Source organism: Labilibaculum sp. (genome assembly GCF_963664555.1).
Classification (GTDB): domain Bacteria; phylum Bacteroidota; class Bacteroidia; order Bacteroidales; family Marinifilaceae; genus Labilibaculum.
This window is the reverse complement of the sequence record NZ_OY761461.1, coordinates 154,325-176,186: the sequence shown is the minus strand read 5'-3', so window position 1 is coordinate 176,186 and position 21,862 is coordinate 154,325. Positions and strand designations below refer to the sequence as shown.

16 protein-coding genes are annotated in these 21,862 nt (G+C 35.8%); 9 read left to right on the top strand and 7 right to left on the bottom strand.

Annotated elements, in window-relative coordinates:
- The first annotated feature begins 33 nt into the window (after positions 1 to 33).
- The 3 genes from ACKU4N_RS00770 to ACKU4N_RS00760 all read left to right on the top strand — a co-directional run bounded on the left by ACKU4N_RS00770 (position 34) and on the right by ACKU4N_RS00760 (position 9,739).
- Complete coding sequence (locus tag ACKU4N_RS00770) at positions 34 to 6,594, top strand: cadherin domain-containing protein (RefSeq protein WP_321319698.1); 6,561 nt, start codon at positions 34 to 36, stop codon at positions 6,592 to 6,594.
- Positions 6,595 to 6,828: 234 nt separating this feature from the next.
- On the top strand, positions 6,829 to 7,728 hold the full coding sequence (deoC, locus tag ACKU4N_RS00765; RefSeq protein WP_321319697.1) for a deoxyribose-phosphate aldolase: 900 nt from the start codon (positions 6,829 to 6,831) through the stop codon (positions 7,726 to 7,728).
- 100 nt (positions 7,729 to 7,828) lie between these two features.
- Entirely contained in the window at positions 7,829 to 9,739 is a 1,911-nt protein-coding gene (locus tag ACKU4N_RS00760; protein ID WP_321319696.1) for a PAS domain-containing protein, read from the top strand.
- Positions 9,740 to 9,741: 2 nt separating this feature from the next.
- Here ACKU4N_RS00760 and ACKU4N_RS00755 read toward each other — a convergent pair whose 3' ends face one another.
- Positions 9,742 to 10,728, bottom strand: a complete 987-nt coding sequence (locus tag ACKU4N_RS00755) for a polyprenyl synthetase family protein (RefSeq protein WP_321319695.1) — start codon at positions 10,726 to 10,728, stop codon at positions 9,742 to 9,744.
- Positions 10,729 to 10,931: 203 nt separating this feature from the next.
- Between ACKU4N_RS00755 and ACKU4N_RS00750 the strand changes: the two genes are divergently transcribed.
- From ACKU4N_RS00750 to polA, 3 genes are all read left to right on the top strand, one after another.
- Entirely contained in the window at positions 10,932 to 11,231 is a 300-nt protein-coding gene (locus ACKU4N_RS00750) for an ArsR/SmtB family transcription factor (protein ID WP_101311803.1), read from the top strand.
- Positions 11,232 to 11,280: 49 nt separating this feature from the next.
- On the top strand, positions 11,281 to 11,727 hold the full coding sequence (locus ACKU4N_RS00745; RefSeq protein WP_321319694.1) for a 6-pyruvoyl trahydropterin synthase family protein: 447 nt from the start codon (positions 11,281 to 11,283) through the stop codon (positions 11,725 to 11,727).
- A 154-nt stretch (positions 11,728 to 11,881) separates the two neighbouring features.
- Positions 11,882 to 14,656 (top strand): DNA polymerase I, encoded by a 2,775-nt coding sequence (gene polA, locus ACKU4N_RS00740; RefSeq protein WP_321319693.1) that lies wholly within the window; start codon positions 11,882 to 11,884, stop codon positions 14,654 to 14,656.
- Positions 14,657 to 14,743: 87 nt separating this feature from the next.
- On the opposite strand, the gene ACKU4N_RS00735 is transcribed toward polA, so the two are convergent.
- The 5 genes from ACKU4N_RS00735 to ACKU4N_RS00715 all read right to left on the bottom strand — a co-directional run bounded on the left by ACKU4N_RS00735 (position 14,744) and on the right by ACKU4N_RS00715 (position 18,832).
- The gene (locus ACKU4N_RS00735; RefSeq protein ID WP_321319692.1) at positions 14,744 to 16,435 is read right to left on the bottom strand and encodes a S41 family peptidase; all 1,692 of its coding nucleotides are present in this window, start codon (positions 16,433 to 16,435) and stop codon (positions 14,744 to 14,746) included.
- A 287-nt stretch (positions 16,436 to 16,722) separates the two neighbouring features.
- A complete protein-coding gene (gene yidD / locus ACKU4N_RS00730) occupies positions 16,723 to 16,920 on the bottom strand; it encodes a membrane protein insertion efficiency factor YidD (protein ID WP_407937228.1) in 198 nt (65 codons plus the stop codon).
- Positions 16,904 to 17,341 carry a ribonuclease P protein component gene (gene rnpA / locus ACKU4N_RS00725; RefSeq protein ID WP_321319690.1) on the bottom strand — a complete coding sequence of 146 codons (438 nt, stop codon included), beginning with the start codon at positions 17,339 to 17,341 and terminating at the stop codon, positions 16,904 to 16,906. The genes yidD and rnpA overlap by 17 nt, the downstream gene beginning before the upstream one ends.
- A gap of 72 nt (positions 17,342 to 17,413) precedes the next feature.
- Positions 17,414 to 18,166, bottom strand: coding sequence for a uroporphyrinogen-III synthase (locus ACKU4N_RS00720; protein ID WP_321319689.1), 753 nt, complete (start codon positions 18,164 to 18,166; stop codon positions 17,414 to 17,416).
- A gap of 36 nt (positions 18,167 to 18,202) precedes the next feature.
- Entirely contained in the window at positions 18,203 to 18,832 is a 630-nt protein-coding gene (locus tag ACKU4N_RS00715) for a DUF4271 domain-containing protein (protein WP_407937256.1), read from the bottom strand.
- A 55-nt stretch (positions 18,833 to 18,887) separates the two neighbouring features.
- On the opposite strand from ACKU4N_RS00715, the gene ACKU4N_RS00710 reads away from it, so the two are divergent.
- Positions 18,888 to 19,145, top strand: a complete 258-nt coding sequence (locus ACKU4N_RS00710) for a hypothetical protein (RefSeq protein WP_321319688.1) — start codon at positions 18,888 to 18,890, stop codon at positions 19,143 to 19,145.
- Between the two features lie 90 nt (positions 19,146 to 19,235).
- On the opposite strand, the gene ACKU4N_RS00705 is transcribed toward ACKU4N_RS00710, so the two are convergent.
- On the bottom strand, positions 19,236 to 20,048 hold the full coding sequence (locus ACKU4N_RS00705; RefSeq protein WP_321319687.1) for a 5'-nucleotidase, lipoprotein e(P4) family: 813 nt from the start codon (positions 20,046 to 20,048) through the stop codon (positions 19,236 to 19,238).
- A 174-nt stretch (positions 20,049 to 20,222) separates the two neighbouring features.
- Between ACKU4N_RS00705 and ACKU4N_RS00700 the strand changes: the two genes are divergently transcribed.
- Together ACKU4N_RS00700 and ACKU4N_RS00695 are read left to right on the top strand one after the other, a co-directional pair.
- Positions 20,223 to 20,708 (top strand): RNA polymerase sigma factor, encoded by a 486-nt coding sequence (locus ACKU4N_RS00700; RefSeq protein ID WP_321319686.1) that lies wholly within the window; start codon positions 20,223 to 20,225, stop codon positions 20,706 to 20,708.
- Between the two features lie 10 nt (positions 20,709 to 20,718).
- On the top strand, positions 20,719 to 21,777 hold the full coding sequence (locus tag ACKU4N_RS00695) for a hypothetical protein (protein ID WP_321319685.1): 1,059 nt from the start codon (positions 20,719 to 20,721) through the stop codon (positions 21,775 to 21,777).
- The last annotated feature ends 85 nt before the right edge of the window (positions 21,778 to 21,862 follow it).

The following is a 21,862-nucleotide window of genomic DNA, read 5'->3' as shown; positions in this document are numbered from 1 at the left end:
AAAGTTATGTGTATTTTAAATTACTTTTCGAAATTGAAAAGCATAATAGTCATTTGCTTTGTGATGTTTAGTGTTTTTACTGTTGATGGACAGGTTACTGAGCATTTTAGTGACGAAACACCAGGTGCTACTTTTTTTTCAAATTCTGGAGTTACTTATAATTTGACGGGAGGAAAATTTGATATTGAACATGGACCAATCTATGGATATACAGGTATTGCTACTGATGACGATTATGTGGATAATTATGGTAGTTTTTTGAGTTCTGCTGGTGTTGTTGGCGCAATTACCAAAACGACAAATAATTTCTATGTTTATGATTTTTGGATTTTTCCAGGTGACGGATCAGGAATTAAGTCAAATACAGGAACAATCATAATTCGCGGAAAATTAAGTGGTGCAACTCAATTTACAAAAACTGTAGAAAGTGCAAATATTAACATTATTTCTAGTACAAATAATGGATATACTAAAGTTGATCTAACTTCTTTTAGCACAACAGAAATTGATGAGTTAGAATTTGAACTAACAGGAAATTTAAGATATTTAGCCGTTGATGCTTTTAGGCACCAATCTGTTGCTGCCAATGCAACCCCTACAGCAACAGCACCTAGTGCACCAAGTGTAACTGAAGATGATACAAATGTTGCTTTGGCTGATGATATTCAAGTAGCAGATACCGATGGAGATGACCAGACTGTTACATTCACAATAACAGGAGGAACACTTACTATAGGAACTACAGGCATTACTTTTGGTGGCACCGGAAATGGAAATGCAAGTTTTACAGCTGCAGGTACATTGGCAGCAATTAATACTGCCTTAGATGCTGCAACTTTTACTCCTACACCAAACCTAAGTGGCACGAATGCAGGAACCATTGCTTTTATTTCCAATGATGGGACTGATGATTCCAGCCCGACAAGTGTTAGCTTTGATATTACCGCAGTGAACGATGATCCAAGTGTTTCAGGTTTGCCAACAGATATAACGGTTTCTGAGGACATTGCCAGTAATGTTGATCTTTCTGCTGCCACATTAAGTGATGTTGATGCAGGATCAAACAGTATTGTATTAACTATTGAGGCATCAGCAGGAACTCTTAATGCTGGTTCAGGAGGTTCAGTCACCATTGGAGGTTCAGGTACAGCAACACTAAGCTTAACAGGTTCTGTAGCTAATATTGATACTTATTTAAATACGTCATCGAATATAAAATATACAAGTGCTTCGAATGTTAATGGAAGCGATGCCGCTACTTTAACGCTGACTGCTAATGATGGGGGCTATACAGGTAGTAGTGGAGGAACAAATGTTCCTTTAGGAACAGTTAATGTTGATATTACTGCAGTTAATGATAAGCCCACTGCTTCAAGTTTTACCACATCTACTATTTATGAAAATACTACCTATGCGTTTGTAACTGCAAATTTTGGTTATTCTGATGATGATGGTGATCCTCTTGATCATGTTAGGATTACAGCAGTTCCTGCTAATGGATCTTTATGGGTAGATGCTGATGGTAGTGGAACAATAAATGGAGCAGAATCAGCTTTATCAAATAATGGAACAGTATCGAAAGCTGATTTAGATGCAGGAAAATTAAAATATTTGAATACAAATGGTACTTCTTCAATTTTTACTTTTGATGTGAGTGATGGAACTGATTATAGTACATCAACATATACGGCAACACTTACAGTTACGCCTGAACCAACAGTTACCTTGAGTTTGGATCCTTCTTCTTCAATCTCTGAGAATGCAGGAAGTACTTCTGTTAAAGCTACCCTTTCAAATACATTTAATAAGACTGTAAGTGTAAATTTATTAAAATCTGGTACTACATCAGGGACGGATTATTCCTTGTCTTCTACATCTATATCTATAACTACCGGAAATATTACAGGTACAGCTACAATAACAGGAGTGAATGATGATTTGGATGAAGATAATGAAACTGTAATTATTGATATTTCTTCTGTGACAAATGGCACTGAATCGGGTACACAGCAGGTTATCTGTACTTTAACAGATGATGATAATACTCCAGTTGTAACAGCCTCTCAGAGTTTTAGCATTGCAGAAAATATCGCAAACTCAGGAGCCGTAGGAATAGTACTTGCAACAGACGGAGATGCAGGAACTTCCTTTAGCTCCTGGACAGAAACAGGAGGAACCGGCGCATCCATCTTTGAGATCAATGCATCAAGCGGTGCCATCACCGTAACCGATAACTCAGGTATAGATTATGAAACAACAACCTCATACACATACACTGTAACAGTTTCTGACGGCATAAACACTTCAGCATCCGAGACAATTATCATTAATATCACAGATATAAATGATGTAGATCCAGTTGTAACAGCCTCTCAGAGTTTTAGCATTGCAGAAAATATCGCAAATTCAGGAGTCGTAGGAACAGTACTTGCAGCGGATGGAGATGTAACAGCAACAATTTTTAGCTCCTGGACAGAAACAGGAGGAACCGGCGCCTCCATTTTTGAGATCAATGCATCAAGCGGTGCAATCACCGTAACCGATAACTCAGGTATAGATTATGAAACAACAACATCATATACATACACTGTTACTGTTTCTGACGGAACCAACACTTCAGCATCCGAGACGATAACCATTAATATCACAGATGTCAATGATGTAGCTCCGATAGTGACAGCTTCACAAACATTCAATATTGATGAAGATGCTTCAAATACAACATCCGTAGGAACAGTTTTGGCTACCGATGGAGATGCAACAGCAACAGTTTTTAGCAGCTGGACAATCACAGCAGGTAATACAAACGGCGTATTTGCAATCAACTCATCGACGGGTGAAATTACAGTTAATGATGCGAATGAACTGGATTACGAATCAATCACAAGTTACAGCTTGAGCATCACAGTTTCAGATGGAGTTAACACTTCAGCAGCAGAAACAGTAACAGTTAATGTGAATGCAATAAACGACAACACTCCAGTTGTAACAGCCTCTCAGAGTTTTAGCATTGCAGAAAATATCGCAAACTCAGGAGCCGTAGGAACAGTACTTGCAACAGACGGAGATGCAGGAACTTCCTTTAGCTCCTGGACAGAAACAGGAGGAACCGGCGCATCCATCTTTGAGATCAATGCATCAAGCGGTGCCATCACCGTAACCGATAACTCAGGTATAGATTATGAAACAACAACCTCATACACATACACTGTAACAGTTTCTGACGGCATAAACACTTCAGCATCCGAGACAATTATCATTAATATCACAGATATAAATGATGTAGATCCAGTTGTAACAGCCTCTCAGAGTTTTAGCATTGCAGAAAATATCGCAAATTCAGGAGTCGTAGGAACAGTACTTGCAGCGGATGGAGATGTAACAGCAACAATTTTTAGCTCCTGGACAGAAACAGGAGGAACCGGCGCCTCCATTTTTGAGATCAATGCATCAAGCGGTGCAATCACCGTAACCGATAACTCAGGTATAGATTATGAAACAACAACATCATATACATACACTGTTACTGTTTCTGACGGAACCAACACTTCAGCATCCGAGACGATAACCATTAATATCACAGATGTCAATGATGTAGCTCCGATAGTGACAGCTTCACAAACATTCAATATTGATGAAGATGCTTCAAATACAACATCCGTAGGAACAGTTTTGGCTACCGATGGAGATGCAACAGCAACAGTTTTTAGCAGCTGGACAATCACAGCAGGTAATACAAACGGCGTATTTGCAATCAACTCATCGACGGGTGAAATTACAGTTAATGATGCGAATGAACTGGATTACGAATCAATCACAAGTTACAGCTTGAGCATCACAGTTTCAGATGGAGTTAACACTTCAGTAACAGAAACTGTAACAGTTGATGTGAACGATATTAATGATGAGATTCCAGTATTTACATCAGCATCTACAATAAATATTGATGAGAATACTACAGATGTTATTACTTTAACAGCAACAGATGGAGATGTCGGAACAACTTTTACATTTAATAAAATTGGAGGAGCTGATCAAGCTCTATTTACTATTAATTCATCAACAGGAGCGTTAGCTTTCACCTCTGCTCCAGATTATGAAACTCCATTAGATATAAATGCTGATAATGATTATATAGTTCAGGTATCTGTTTCTGATGGATTAAATTCCAGTACTCAGACGATCACTGTTTCGGTTGATAACGTAACAGGGATAACTATTACTTCAAATGGCGGAGGAGCAACAGCCGGCATTTCAATTCCAGAAAACAGCACTTCAATAGCTGCGGTAACATCAGTAAATGAGGGAGTAGCAGTTCCTTCGTACTCATTAGTAGGAGGAGCTGATCAAGCCAAATTTAATATTCACCCAACTTCAGGAGTTTTAACTTTATTGTCTGCACCGGATTACGAATCTGCACAAGATGCAGGTGGCAACAATTCATATGAAGTTATTGTTAGAGTTACAGGAGATGGTGGAGCAACAGATGATCAAACAATTACAGTTACAATTACCGATGTCAATGATATTACTCCTGTTATTACAGCCACCCAGAGTTTTAGTATTGCTGAAAATACCGCAAACTCAGGAGCCGTAGGAACAGTACTTGCGACAGACGGAGATGCAGGAACATCTTTCTCAGCCTGGACAGAAACAGGAGGAACCGGCGCCTCCATTTTTGAGATCAATGCATCAAGTGGTGCCATCACCGTAACCGATAACTCAGGTATAGATTATGAAACAACAACTTCATATACATACACTGTTACTGTTTCTGACGGAACCAACACTTCAGTATCCGAGACGATAACCATTAATATCACAGATGTCAATGATGTCACTCCAGTTGTAACAGCCACCCAGAGTTTTAGTATTGCTGAAAATACCGCAAACTCAGGAGCCGTAGGAACAGTACTTGCGACAGACGGAGATGCAGGAACATCTTTCTCAGCCTGGACAGAAACAGGAGGAACCGGCGCCTCCATTTTTGAGATCAATGCATCAAGTGGTGCCATCACCGTAACCGATAACTCAGGTATAGATTATGAAACAACAACATCATACACATACACCGTTACTGTTTCCGATGGAATAAACACTTCAACAGCAGAGACGATAACAATCAATATCACAGATGTCAATGATGTCACTCCAGTTGTAACAGCCACCCAGAGTTTTAGTATTGCAGAAAATACCGCAGACTCAGGAGCCGTAGGAACAGTACTTGCGACAGACGGAGATGCAGGAACATCTTTCTCAGCCTGGACAGAAACAGGAGGAACCGGCGCATCCATTTTTGAGATCAATGCATCAAGTGGTGCCATCACCGTAACCGATAACTCAGGTATAGATTATGAAACAACAACCTCATACACATACACTGTAACAGTTTCCGATGGAATAAACACTTCAGCAGCAGAGACGATAACAATCAATATCACAGATGTCAATGACGTAGCTCCGATAGTGACAGCTTCACAAACATTCTATATTGATGAAGATGCTTCAAATACAACATCCGTAGGAACAGTTTTGGCCACTGATTCAGATGCAACCGCAACAACATTTAGCAGCTGGACAATCACAGCAGGCAATACTGACGGCATTTTTGCTGTTAATTCAACTACCGGAGAAATTACGGTAACAGATAACACGAATCTGGATTACGAGACAACAACAAGTTACTCGTTAACAGTTACTGTAAGCGATGGAACACATACCAGTTCTGAAGAAATAGTAATAATTAATATCAATGATAGTAACGAAAATGCCCCAACAGCCATTCAATTGTCAAATACTACAATTGCCGAAAATTCTGCCATTGGAACTGAAGTGGGAATATTAACTGCTAGCGACGCTGATATTGATGAGACATTCACATTTAATCTGGCAGAGAATGAGTATTTCGAATTGGATGGAGACAGGATTGTTTCGAAAGAGATATTTAATTATGAAGATTATATTAGCTATTCATTAAAAGTAACAGTTACTGATCAAGGCGGATTAAGTTATAACGATAGGTTTACCATTAATATTGAGAATAAAAATGAAGCTCCGAGATTTATATCAGAACCTTTTGTTGATGCAGTATTGAATGAAAGTTATGTTTATATGATAGAATATCAGGATGTTGATGCTGAAGGATGTGTTGTAACAGCCTTTGAAAAGCCAAGTTGGTTAAATTTAGATGACAATGGAGATGGAACTGCAACCTTATACGGTTTACCAACCGAAGCGGGTACTTTTAATGTGATTTTAGAAGCTTGGGATAATGAATATCTTGCCAGGCAAGAATTTAAAATTATAGTTGAGACAGTTACTGGAATCGAAGATGTTTTAACAGCGCCAATCGTTCATATCTATCCAAATCCTGTTGTTCATGAATTGCATATCGATCTATCTGATTTTAGAAATGATGAGACTACAATTTCATTGTTCAGCATGACAGGAAGCTTGATATTTAAGGAAGAGCATAAAAATATAGGTGGAGAAGTAAGGATTATTAAATCAGTTGAGCAATTACGAAGCGGCGCTTATTTTTTGCTTATTGAATCGGAAGGATACCGAAAAAGCTACAAGATTGTTAAGCAATAAAGAAGTACATCTTTTATAGCAGTTAGCCAAAGTCATCACAATAATGACTTTGGCTTTTTTTGTTTAGGCTGGTTAAGTTCTAATAAATTAACATAGTAGAAATAGGGGATGAGTAAAAAATATCTTAATTTTGTGCTCTCAAAGACAATATTCTGACTTTTAGAAGTTTAGATAATTGATGGAAAAATCAGCGAATAAAGATTCGCAACTGGGTACTAATTATTTACATACATTATGGAGAAAGACATTTTAGAAATCTTAAAATCATATGATCTTAAGGTTAGCGATGCAGAAGTAAAAGCAAATGTCAAATCAATTTTGGACAGAGACTTTGAAGCTTTGTACACAATTGAAAATCTAAAGAAGAATTTTTCTTTTATAGATTTAACGACACTGAACTCTACAGACACGCACGCAAAGGCTAAAAGTTTTGCTGACAATGTAAATAACTTCCAGAATGATTTTGACATGCCAAATGTGGCTGCTATTTGTGTATATCCATACCAAGTGCCTACATTGAATGAAAACTTAAAAGCTGAGGGCGTTAGAATAGCTTCTGTAGCAGGTGTTTTCCCATCTTCTCAATCATATATTGAAGTTAAAGCATTGGAATGTAAAATGGCTGTTGAAAAGGGAGCTGATGATATTGATATTGTGATATCGATTGGAGCTTTTTTAGAAGGACATTATCAAACCGTGTTTGATGAAATTGCTATTCAGAAAGAGGCTTGTGGTAAGGCACATTTAAAAGTTATCCTGGAAACAGGTGAACTTAAAACGGCAGAAAATATTCGTACTGCATCTATTATTGCAATGGAAGCCGGTGCTGATTTTATTAAAACTTCCACCGGTAAGGTGGCAGTGAACGCAACTCTTGAGGCGGCCTATGTTATGACGCAGGCTATTACTGATTATTACAAAAAAAGAGGTCGGATGGTTGGTTTTAAACCCGCAGGAGGAATATCTGCAGCTAAAGATGCCATTGAATTTTATGCGATTTCAAAAAATAATTTAGGTGAGGAATGGTTGAATAACAAATGGTCAAGAATAGGAGCATCTAGTTTGGCAAATGCGTTATTAACAGAGATTCATAAACTGGAAACCGGTGAGCTAAAAGAAATAAAGTATTTTTAAAATATTTAATTTAATAACTTGAAAGTCGGATTATTTCCGACTTTTTTTATTTACTTGCAATATATTTATTTAACATCACCTTTTAATTGTTTATTTGTTCATGTACAATGAATCCCCTGATCCGTTGAAGAATAGAGTTCAAGAGCTGGAAAATGAAGTTGAAAGATTGCGCGAGCTAATTCCTCAAGAATATCTTGTAGAAGAATACGATCAATCCAAATCTGTAAGTAGTGGTAAAGATGCAGTTTCGGTAATTGATACAAATTTCACTTTAATTGAGGTGAATGCAAAAAGGCTGATGGGAACAGATTTAAAACGATCTGAATTAATTGGTACAAAATGCTACAGTGTTTTTTATGGATTAGATAAACCTTGTGAGGAATGTGTTGTTCCTCAGGTTCTTGAAAGCAGGGAGCCAAATAGTTTTTTAAAGTCGAATTTGGAGAATAATAAGATCCGATTTGAAGAAAAATATCTTTCACCGATTTTAAATGAAAAAGGTAATGTTGAAAGAGTTATTGTTCGAAGCAATGACATTTCAAGTTACTATCATCTGGTAGATCAAATTGGACAAAGAGAAGAATTTTACAAAAACATTTTTGAATTCGCAGGCGATGCTTTTCTTGTTCATGATGAAAAAGGAAGATTAATTGAATTTAGCACGCGTTTAAGTGATTTATTGGAGTATTCCGAAGAGGAATTGAGTCAATTAAATGTCAATAATATTGATGACGCCAGTCGTTCGATGGATTTTGATCTTCGGATAAAGGAGATAGAATCAAGTGGTTTTGGGTTATTTGAGACGAGTTTAATTAGTAAATCCGGCAAAAGAATTTCAGTTGAAGTAAGTGCAAATCTCATTCGTTTTTCGAATACAAAGATTTATTTTGTAGCCATCAGAAATATTGAAAAAAGGAAAACAGCAGAAAATAAGTTGCAGGAAAGTGAAGAGCGTTTCCGAACTTTAGTGGAGAATGCCACAGACTTGATCATGCGGTTTGATGTGAATCACAAACATATATTTGTGAATTCGGCTTCCTTACAAATATTAAAAATCAAACCAGAGAAATTTATTGGAAAAACTCATCAGGAAATGGGATTTCCAAAAGACAAGTGTGAGTTTTGGGAACAGGAAATAGATATTGCTTTTAAAACAAAGAAGCAGCATTGTGTTGATTTTAGCATTGTTGTTGAAGGTAAGGTTCTTCATTTTGAATGGCAATTAATTCCCGAATTTAATAGGACAGGAGAGTGCGAAACATTAATGGCAATTGCCCGTGATATAACTGCGAGAAAAAGAATTGAGGAGGCTTTAAATGAAGCTCTTAAAACAAAGGATAAATTCTTCTCAATTATCGCACATGATTTAAAAAATCCATTTAATGCCTTGCTGCCAATAGCTAAAAATCTGCACCAAAATTGCAGGGAAATGTCAAAGGATCAAATCTTTGAAGCTTCTTCAATTATTCATTCAGCAGCTAATCTGGAGTATAATTTATTGAATAACCTCCTCGAGTGGGCCAGATCCCAAATGGGAAAAATAAAACATTCCCCCAAACAAATTGATTTATCAAAATTGATAGAGTTAAATGTTCAGCTCCATCAAACCAAAGCAGATCGGAAAAATATATTTGTAAGGGTAATTAAAGGAGCACACACTATGGCTTTCGCCGATGAGTACATGTTGGATACGGTTATTAGAAATTTGTACTCAAATGCCATAAAATTTACCCGGCCGGGTGGAAATATTCAAATCCGAATTGCACAAAACAATTCCAAATCAATTATTTCTATTGAAGATAACGGAATAGGAATTAGTGAAGAAAATCAGAAAAGATTGTTTCGGATTGATACAAATTATACAAGGGTAGGAACCTGTGAAGAATCTGGAACAGGTTTAGGTTTAATACTTTGTCATGAGTTTGTTACTATGAATAATGGTTCAATATCGCTTGAAAGTACACCAGGAAAAGGGAGTGTTTTTACCGTTCACCTGCCAATAAGTAAGTAAAATTAAACATTTCTGTTAATTGTGTAATCCACTAAGTTGAGTAAGGCTTCTTTTGCTTCTGATGAAGGAAACTCATTTAAAATATCCAAGGCTTTTTGTTTGTATTCAATCATTTTATCTCCGGTGTATTTAATACCTCCTTTTTCTTTAACGAAAGAGATTAATTCGTTTACTTTTTCAGTGTTTTTATTGTGTTTGCGAATTATCTTTAGAGCCCATCGGCGTTCCTTTTCAGAAACTCCCCTTAAAACATAGATCAAAGGAAGAGTTAATTTTTTTTCTTTAATATCATTGCCAGTTGGTTTTCCAATACTTCCTTGTTTCTCGTAATCAAATAAGTCATCTTTCATTTGAAAAGCAATTCCGAGGTATTCACCGAATTTTTTAAGCTTTTGCTGATCAGCATCATTTGCTTTAGCTGAAATAGCACCAAGAAGAGTGCAGGTTGCCATCAAACTTGCCGTTTTTTTATAGATGATATCAAAATAGATATCTTCCGTGATGTTTAATTTTCTTGATTTTTCCAATTGAAGTAATTCCCCTTCACTCATTTCCCTTACAGCTTCGGAAATAACCTTTAGCTGTCCAAATTCATTATTGTCAAGAGCAATAAGAAGGCCTTTTGACAGAAGAAAATCTCCAACTAATACGGCAGCTTTGGTTTTCCATAAAGCATTAATTGAGAAAAAGCCTCTTCTTTCGTAAGCTTCATCAACCACATCATCATGAATTAAAGTAGCAGTGTGCAGTAGTTGGGTAAGTGCTGCGGCAGTATAAGTAGAATTGTTAATTTCGCCGGTAAGTTTTGCGCTCAGAAAGACAAGAATAGGTCTTATTTCTTTGCCTTTTCGTTTGATAACATATCTGTTAATCATGTCAAGTAAACGTATTTTTGTTTTCATTGAATCCTTAAAAAAAGACTCAAATTTCTCCATTTCGTTCTTGACAGGAGCTTTAATATCGTTAATACTGGTTTTTCTCAAATTCATAGCAACCAAAGTTAATAATTTATCTTTCTCATAAAACCGTTCATAATTCAAATTATCGGATTTCAAACTCTAGTATTTATTAAGACTTTAACTAAATTATATACAAAACAAGAAATTTAACTATTTCAATATGTATAATATAGCCTATTCGAGAATATATTTATATATTTGCATTTGATACTTTACGTGAATAATAGTTGTGTATGAAAATTAAAGAATTAGAACCTGCAAAGCTAGAGCAAGCGGCTAACATGCTTAAAGCAATTGCTCATCCAATGAGAATTGCAATTTTAGGATATCTGGAGGATGGAAAGAAGCTTACAGTGACTGAAATTCATGAATTATTAAAAATTGAGCAATCAACAACTTCCCATCATTTGGGAATTTTAAAAGATAAAGGTGTTCTTTCTTCAAAAAGAGAAGGAAAGAATACATATTATTATTTGAAACACTGTAGCCTAAGTAATATTGTTGATTGTATCAGCAATTGTACTCATGGATAAGAAATTCAAGAACCAGTTTAGTGCTGGTTTTTTTATACGATATAAGTAAATGGCGAAAGTAAGATTAACTAAAGAGTTTCATTTCGAAATGGCTCATGCCTTATGGAACTACGATGGACTTTGTAAGAATATTCACGGTCATTCCTATATTTTATTTGTTACAGTAATTGGCGAACCAATAACCGATGTAAATAATTCAAAATTGGGAATGGTAATGGATTTTGGTGATTTGAAAAAGATTGTTTCTGAAGAAATTGTTGATCAGCTGGATCATTCCGTTGTTTTGAGTAAGACAACTCCAAATCTGGAGCAATTGAATATTGAACAAATGTTTGAACGTTTTTTTATTACAGATTATCAGCCAACTTGTGAAAACATGATTGTTGATTTTGCTGAAAAAATAAAAAATCGCTTGCCTTCGGATGTGAAACTCCACTCACTAAAATTGCATGAAACGGCCACATCATTTGCCGAGTGGTATGCTGAAGACAATTAAGTTAAAGTGAAAATATATTTGAAAAGCCTGGAACAACCTCCCGGCTTTTTTTGTGTTTATAAAACAAGAAGAGAACCGAGAATAATAGCCTTGAAAATTGTTCCAAAGCGATTATCTTGTACTTTTGTTTGACACAATTAATATTTGAAAACTTATGCACTCATCAATTACCAATTCTGGTAAAAAACTTTTTTTACTCGATGCTTTTGCCCTGATATACAGATCATATTACGCTTTTATTAAAAACCCGAGGTTTACTTCAACAGGAATTAATTCGTCGGCAATGCTTGGCTTCACAAATACATTGCTGGAGGTGCTTGAAAAAGAGAAACCTTCGCATATTGCTGTAGTTTTTGATCCGGTTGGACCAACTTTCCGTCATGAGATGTTTAAGGAATACAAAGCACAGCGGCCTCCAATGCCCGAAGATTTAAGAAAATCAATTCCCTATATCAAATCAATAATTCAGGGGTTTAATATACCTGAATTTGATGTGGAAGGCTATGAGGCTGATGATGTCATTGGAACCTTGGCTAAGAAGGCTGAAAAACAGGGTTATACGGTTTATATGATGACGCCTGATAAGGACTATGCACAATTAGTGAGTGAGAATATTTACGTGTACAAACCGAAAAGTAACGGCAATGATGTTGAGATTTGGGGAGTTCCTGAAATTAAGGAGAAATTTGGTGTCGAACATCCCGATCAAATTGTTGATTATTTAGGTTTGATGGGAGATACTGCGGATAATATTCCGGGTTGTCCGGGAATTGGTCCGAAAACGGCTCAAAAATTAATTGAGCTGTATAAAGACATTGATGGTTTGTATCAAAATACCGATAAGCTAAAAGGAAAACAAAAAGAAAGAATTATTGAGTCGGAAGAACAAGTTCGGTTTTCAAAAGTGCTGGCCAAAATTTCACTTGATGCTCCGATAGATTTTGTTGAAGAGAATTTTAAACTGATAGATTATGATGAAGCTAAGTTGAGAGCCATTTTTAAGGAATTGGAGTTTTTCACTTTGGCCGAACGGGTTTTTAAAAAACAAGGGAATCTTTTTACTACTGAGAATAAAAAAATTACGGACAAGGACACGTTAGAAGTTAAAAACGTGATTCTAAGAGATGTAAAAGGATTGGCTTGTGAGTTTTTTGTGCTTGATAATCAGTCTGTAAGGGCCGATTTAAAAGCTGATTTATGTGTTCAGAAAGAGTACTCGTTTAGAACAATTTTGTCTGGTTCTGACCCAAACACATCAAATCTTCTTGGATTGACTTTTTCGTATCGAAAAGACAAATCATTTTTTGTTCCTTTTCCTCAAAATTTCGAAGAAGCAAAAAAAGTGGCTCAAGAGTTTAAATTTATTTTTGAAGATGAAAATATTTTAAAAATTGGTCACGATATCAAACGTGATATTTTGATTTTGCGTTGGCATGGAATTGATGTAAAAGGGCCGATTTTCGATACTATGATTTCTCATTACTTAATTCAACCCGAATTAAAACATGATTTCGCATTTGTTGCTTACTCTATTTTAAATTATCAGACAATTTCAAAAGAGGATAAGTCGAAAGGGAAAAAAGCTCAATTGAGTTTGATGTTGGAACCAGAGGTGATTGAACATGAATCTTATTGTGAGGAAACAGTTCTAAACCTTGAATTGAAAGAAGAATTTGAAGTTCGTATGAAAGATAACGAACTACTTGATTTGTTCTACAATATTGAAATGCCTTTGGTAAGCATTTTAGCAGATATGGAGTTCACAGGAGTTAGTATTGATGTACAAACTCTAAAAGACTACGCTCTTGTTCTGAATGAGGAGGTAGATGGTATCGAAAAAGACATCAAAGAAATGGCTGAGGTCGATTTTAATGTGGCTTCACCTAAGCAGTTGGGTGATGTTTTGTTTGATAAAATGGGGCTCGACAGCAAAGCTAAAAGAACCAAATCGGGTCAATATTCAACTTCCGAAGATGTTCTTTCTAAATTGAAGGATAAGCATGAAATTATTCAAAAGATATTGGATTTTAGATCGCTTAAAAAATTGATTTCTACCTATGTTGAGGCACTTCCAACTTACATTAATGAAAAATCAGGGAAGATACATACATCTTTTAATCAGGCGGAAGCCGCTACAGGAAGGTTAAGTTCAACCAATCCTAATTTACAGAATATACCAATTCGTACCGAGCAGGGCAGATACATCCGGAAAGCATTTGTTCCTTCATCCGAAAATCACACTTTTCTTTCTGCTGATTATTCGCAGGTGGAATTGCGCTTAATGGCTCATATGAGCCAGGATCAGAACATGATAGATGCTTTTATCAATTCTGAAGATTTCCATACAGCTACAGCGGCAAAAATTTACAAGCTTCCAATCGAAGAGGTAAGCAAGGACATGCGAAGCAGAGCAAAAACTGCCAATTTTGGAATTATTTATGGAATTTCGGCCTGGGGACTTGCCGAAAGGTTGGGTATTAGCCGAACGGAAGGAAAAGAGCTTATTACAGGCTATTTTGAATCTTATCCGGGAGTTAAGCTGTTTATGGATGAAAGTGTAGAGAAAGCGCGTCGGGATGAGTTTGTAGTCACTTTATTGTCACGCCGCAGATATTTAAAAGATATCAATTCAAGCAATGCTATCGTTCGCGGTGTAGCAGAAAGAAATGCAATTAATGCACCCATTCAGGGCTCGGCAGCTGATGTAATCAAAATAGCGATGATCAACATTACCAAAAGAATGAAACGGGAGGGGATGCAATCTAAATTGATTATTCAGGTGCATGATGAATTGAACTTTGATTGTTTGTTATCTGAATTGGATCAAATGAAGCTGATTTTAAAAGAAGAAATGGAAAATGCCATTCAGCTTTCGGTTCCACTTACTGTGGATATGGGCGTAGGAGAGAACTGGCTGGAAGCGCATTAATACACAATAGATACAAATTTAAAAAGCTCATTCTTGCAACAAGAATGAGCTTTTTTTATATCAATTTAATAGCAATTTTTAACCGTATTATTTTTGCTTATTTAAAGCATGAAGTCCGATACTGCCATCTAAAATTCCTAAATATTCTGTTTTATTTTCAAGAACTTCAATGGCTTTTAAAAGAGTTTTATCATCCTTTAAACTGTATTCAATACCGCCATTTTGGTAGTAATATCTCTTAATAATTTCGTGTGCCAGCAAATCGCTGATTTCATCTTTGAATCGGGTTAAATCACGATCCAAATTGGGAGTTAACTTTGCCGTAAGAGCGTCAAACTCATTGGTTGAGATGTCAAAGTATTTTTCTTCTTTTGCTGATTTTTTTAGAGCATCTAGAATTTCAGTACTTTCCGATTCGTATACAAACTTCTGTTCTTTAATGTATTGAGAGAATTTTTCAAACTCCTGATCCGAAATTTTAAATTCTTTCGAGCTTGCTATTTTATCATGACTGTTTGCATACAAAGTTGCGTAATCAAAAACCATAAAGTTACGAATCAGGTTAATGGTTAAACTGCTGTATCTTTCCGATTCAATCTTCAAATCCGGAAGAACACCACCACCATCAAAAACAGAACGACCATTTTTGGTGTGAAATTCGGTAATTAGAGAATCAGCAATTTTCCCTACGCTTCCATCTTCGTTTCTGTGGCTGTAATCAAGAGCCTGAATGCATCTTCCACTAGGAATGTAATACTTCGCAGTAGTCACCTTTAATTTGGCGTTGTAGGTCAGATTTCTTGTTGTCTGAACCAATCCTTTACCAAATGTTCTTTCACCGATTACAACACCTCTGTCGAGATCTTGAATTGCACCTGAAACAATTTCCGACGCCGATGCCGATCCTCTGTTTACCAAAACAGCAATTGGAATTTCGGCATCAAAAGGTGTTTTTGTGGCTGTGTACGACTTATCCCACTGTGAGACTTTTCCTTTGGTACTAACAATATCTTCTCCTTTGTTTACAAACAGGTTCACAATTTCAATTGCCTGATCCAATAATCCTCCGGGATTACCTCTCAAATCGAGAACAATTGATTTTGCATTTTGTTCTTTAAGTTCTTTTAAAGCAGCTTTAATTTCACCAGAAGCTTTATCTGTGAATTGATTTAAAAGAATGTATCCAACTGAATCAGAAACCATTCCGTAGTAGGGAACGGATTTTAATTGTATGTTTTCACGTACCAATTTCTTCTCCATTATTTTATCAACACCTGGTCGTTTTATTTTAATGGTAAGAGGAACATTGGGTTGCCCTTTTAACAGGCTGCTCACATCATCAGTACTCTTTTTTGATACCGATGTTCCATTAATTTCAAGCAATACATCACCGGCTTTTAAACCAGCCTTAAAAGCTGGAAATCCTTCGTAAGGTTCTGCAATAATTACTTCATCCTTGTGTTTACTGATTAATGACCCAATACCGGCATATTCGCCTGTGGTCATCAGTTTAAAGTCTTCAATTTCTGATTCGGAAATGTAGGTTGTGTAAGGATCAAGAGTGGTTAGCATGGCGTCCATACTTTTTTTCACCAAGTCTCCCGGATCAATTTCATCTACATAAAATAGATTCAATTCTCTAAATAAAGTATAGTAAATGTTTAAATTTTTGCTAATCTCAAAATTTCTCTCGTCTCTGTTAAACCCCCAGAAAGCTGCACTGCAAAAAAGCAAAACAGCAAGTAACCAGATGGCTCCCGATTTTTTTCGAAGCTTCATATGTTTTTGTTTAAATTGATATTTAAAATAACTCTCCCCGCAGCCTAGCTTTTGCTATCCCTAATGCACGAATTTACAAATTAGAAGAAAATAAAATAATATGTAGGTTAAAACAAATATAATTATTCCCTTTTTAAAATAATCGACTTTAACATTTGTTAACCCAACGGTGCTTGAATTCCGTGAGAAAAGGGAAAAAAGATGAGCTAAGATCTGTACGTACAATTTTATTAAGAATGATTCCGGATAGATTGCATGAATTTATTTTTCTTGTTGAAAAATATTGCCTAAGGGACAGGATCGTGACCGTGTCCGCCCCAAGGGTTGCATGAAAGTATTCTTTTTACAGCAAGGTAAGTGCCTTTAATAGGTCCGTGTTTTTTAAGAGCCTGAATGGCATAAGTTGAACAGGTTGGATGATACCTGCAGGCAGAAGGGGTAAGGGGTGAAATTGCGTATTGATAAAACCTAATCGGAAGTATCATGATGAACAGAATCACTTTTTTCAGAAAGTTGAGAATGCTTTTCATATTCTTTAGGTAATCTTTTAAGAGCTTTTATCAACTTGTCTTCCATTTCGGAAGTTGTAAGTATTGTTTTAGGTAAATAAACAAGCATAAAAGCAATGTTTACATTAATCGACTCAAGTTCCCGATAAAGTTCTCCCTTATTAAGACGGTAAATTTCACGAATTCTTCTTTTTAGTAAATTTCGTGTCACTGCCTTTTTAAAACTCCGTTTAGATACTGTTATGGCTACCTGTGCCGGAAATTCAGAATTAAGTTTCGCCTCTTTCCATACAATACGAAAAGGGTAACAAATAAATCCTTTTCCTTCAGAAAAAAGTTTTCCGATAAGGATTTTATGTGTCAGTCTTTCCGCCTTTTTAAATGTGAAGCGATTCATATCTACTATAATTTACAACAAAAGGGGAAATTATTCCCCTTTTTTGTTTGATTGGATTTTCACAGATAATATCTATTTATTATCCTTATTAAATTTTTTAATGAATTGATCAAGAGCCATTGTCATAGATGGAGCTTGTGGCATAGGAGCCTGAATATCAAGTCTTAGGTTATTTGATGTAACAGCATCGGATGTAGAAGGTCCAAATGCAGCTATAAGTGTATTGTTTTGTTTAAAATCAGGAAAATTTTGAAGCAAAGATGCAATTCCTGAAGGACTGAAAAAGGCCAATACATCATAATTCACATCAGCTAAATCCGACAAATCACTGCTTACGGTTCGGTAAAGAATAGCTTTGGAATATTTTATTTTGCTTTTAGTAAGCAATTCAGGAATGGATTGTTTGTGAATGTCCGAAAGAGGAACTAAAAACGTTTCTCCTTTGTGTTTCAAAATAATTTCCATTAAATCTTCAAATCGCTTTTCTCCGAAAAAGATTTTTCTTTTGCGGTAAACAATGTATTTCTGAAGATAGAAAGCCGTTGATTCTGAGATACAGAAGTACTTCATCTCATCGGGTACAGTAATTCTAAGTTCTTGACAAATTCTAAAGAAATGATCAATTGCTGTACGACTAGTAAATATTACAGCAGTGTGATCCAATACATTGATTCTTTCTTGTCTAAACTCCTTGGCTGAAATCCCTTCAACTTGAATAAAAGGTCGAAAATCAATTTTTAAATTATATTTTTCGGCCAAATCAAAATACGGTGACTTTTCAGTTTGTGGTTTTGGTTGTGAAACCAGGATCGTCTTGATTTTCAAAATAGTAGAGTTTAGTTCGACAATTTGTTAACCGACCTATACTAATAAATACAACAGTTTGTAAATCATTAGCAAGGGCAAAATTTCCAGTGCACAAAGGTACAAAATCATATAAAATATTGACACATGTTGGCGAAATAATATTTTTAAACCTCTTGATAGTCGGAATACATAAAAAATCAGAGTTAAAATCAAGCCCGAATTTAATAGCATTGGTATAGAGTGCTGTGCTATAAATGGTGCACTAATAGTGATGGGCAAGAGGATTACCCCTAAATTTTTATTGTAAATAGATACTGTGTGTAAATATTCTTTACTTTCCTTAATCCCGTTAAAAATATATCCAATAAATCTGATGAAGATGAATTTGACATTGTATAAAGCCACTAATCCGACAAAACAATAGAGGAAAAAAACAATATTGTTGTGCTCATGGTTCAGCGAAAGGATGTAAACAAGATACTGTACGATAAACAGGGTGAAATTCACATAAAAAAGGAGGTTTAAGAAAATTGAACCTCTTAAGTTTCTCATATTTTTTTCCAACAAAAGGTTGGACGAAGTTTGGTGGTTGATTGTTGAATCGAATACCCGGAGCAGGAATTTGCTAAATGAAAATCTTACGATTGCCATTAAAATCAATGCAAATAGAAGCACACCAGCCATCCAGTCGCTTTTATGAGAAGCAATTAAAACTCCTTTCTCACGGACTACTTGTACAGTGGAATCTTTTTCAGTTATTGGGATGCTGTCTGAAATCAGTAAAGAATCAATTGGGATTCTGATTGCCGGATTAGTGAATGGAACAGAATCTGCTGCTGTTCCTGTTTGTTTTGCTGATACTTGCTGCGCGGGAAGAAAAATAATGGAATCCTTTAATTCATTGCCTGATTGGATCAATGAATCATTTAAAGGAATCTTGTTCACAAGTAAAAGGTGTGAATTATTTTGCGACATACTATATCAGGAACTTATTTGATTGATTTTTACAAAGATAATTTTATTTTTCGTGGAGATATATTTCCAGCCAAAAAGAAAGCCCGAAATTTTATCGGGCTTATAATCTTGTTTAGAGTTCTTCGTAACCTATTAATTGCTTTTTGCGCAGATTCTCTTTTTCAAATCCATCTAATTTTCTCTTACTTTTCAGCACCTCTTTCTCCCATGAACCATACATTGGGTTGGGAAGAACTATAAATCGTTGTCCAAATTCAGTTTGCCTTTCATCTACTTTCGAAAAGCCAAAGTCAGTCGATCTGTCTTCCAAAAACTCATCAAAATCACCTAAATTATCACCGGCAAGAATTAAAATTTCATGAGTTTCCAGTACTTTGTTTCTGCGTTCGGTTTTTATACTTGTTTTTGTTTTTAGTAACACATGTCTTTCATCCGCAAAGGGAAATCCTAACTCATTAAGGTTCTCGATGGTTTTAGCCAAAGCCGAAGTATCACGGTTGGATATATAAAATGTTTCAACGCCTTTTGATTCTGCATATTTTAAAAACTCCAAAGAGCCAGGTGTAGCTGAAGCTTTTGCCATATCTGTCCATTCTTTCCAGGCTGCGCGTGTAAATGCTTTGCCGCTGCGAATCGAATTGGTTTCGAAAGGACTGTTGTCTAAAACTGTTTCATCAATATCAACAACAACAGCTTTGGGTTTCTTATTATCACTCTTGGTTAATAATTGATTATCCAACGAAAGTTTAGCCATGTTAAATGCCTGATAATACAATGCTCGGCACTCCGAAGCTCTTTGAAACCAAAGAGTCGCCATTACTAAATGTTCATTCTGATTATTTTCCTGTTTTTTTGAATCCTGAGGTTTGGAACAAGACGAAATCAGGATGGAAAATGCAGCTAAAGCAAAAAATAATTTTCTCATATCAATTGATATTTTAATTTTAGTAATTCACTAGGAATTGAATTTTTAAAATCTTCGGAGATGAATTTCAAATTGCAGATTATACTAAAAATGGTTTCGGAAATCGAAGATAATAAAAAAATGGCTGTAACTTTAATTTAGGTGTATGCGTCATACATTTGATTGCCACTAAATATGAACCTGGACGAATACAACATAAGCGTAGATCAGCATGCTGATGGAATGTTTCGTTTTATCCTCAAAAACATTAGAGATGAGGATAAAGCGAGGGATATTGTGCAGGATAGTTTTGAGAAACTATGGCGGAATGTTGAGAATGTGAATTCTCTGAAAGTAAAATCTTATTTGTACACAACGGCGTATCATACTATGATTGATTTGATTCGACGGGAGAAAAGGAAAGAAGATTTTGAAAATGTGGATGTTAGAGATTATTCGCATTCTGAGCATTATTCAGATTTAAGTGAAATTCTTGATGAAGCCTTGAAAAGATTATCGGAGGTTCAGCGATCGGTAATTTTATTGCGCGATTACGAAGGATATTCTTACACCGAAATTGCAAAAATTACTGATTTAACTGAGTCGCAGGTGAAAGTTTATATTTACCGGGCAAGAATGCATTTGAAGAATTACATTGGAAGTATTGAATCAATAGTATAAGGAATAGGAGATGAGGGAAATAACCCGATACAACTACGAGGAATTCTTCCTTGATTATTTGGAAGGAACGTTAAGTTCCCTTCAGATTGTCGCGTTGGAAGATTTTTTAACCAAAAATCCAGATCTAAAATTAGAATTGGAGGAGATGGAGTGTTCTGTTTTTACTAAAGACTGCGTTAAAATTGATTTAAAATCATTAAAAGAAATTCCTTTTCGCGAAAGTTTTGATGATTTCTGTATTGCCCGGCTAGAAGGAGACTTGTCGGTTGAAAATGAAATTGCATTCGATACTTTTCTGGAAAAGAACAAGTCCTTTCATAACGAGAATCAGATTTATCAAAAAACGATTTTACATGCTGATAATAGTCTTGTTTTCACCGATAAGGAAAAGCTGAAAAGAAGTTCCCGAAAAGTTGCTTACTGGCGTTATTCTTCAAGAATTGGAGCAGCAGCCTCAATTATTCTGCTTTTTTCACTTTGGAGTATTTTGTATCAATTTGAAGGGAATCAATCAAATGAAAAGAAAATTACGGCCAAGGTAGAAACTGCATTTACGGAAAGTAAGGAGACAAATAAAACTGAAAAGGCAATTGATGTTGAGGCTATTGCAACTCCCAAACAAGAGATTGTGAAGCCAGAGAAGAAATATTCTGTTGAAAAAGGACAAGCGCAGACAACAGATAGTCAGGGAGATGAAAAACAAGTTGAAAATATAGAAGAGGTGTTTAAGCGAGTTGAACCTGTGGTGCTTTCTGCTGATGCAGAACTCATTGCATTAGCCAATTCTGCAGATCCAAAGATAGAACTGGATATTCCCAAAGAAGAGAATACTGAAATCAGCACTCAAAATAACGGACTTGCACAATTGGGAATGTCATGGAAATCGAGTGTGCCCGAAAAGAAAGCTCAAAGTTCTGTTTTGTATGCTATTGCGAAATATGGCGTTGATAAATTGGGCGAAATTGCAGGGAAAAATGTTCAGTTGGAGAAGAAGTATGACTCTGCTACAGAGAAGACACGATTAGATTTTAATACTACAGGCATCGGTTTTTCAAAAACAATTAAATAGCCCTGTAACTATTCATCCACCATTTCGTCTTACCCTTAGAAATAACATAAATATACCGTTATGAAACGTCCATGAGTAAATCATC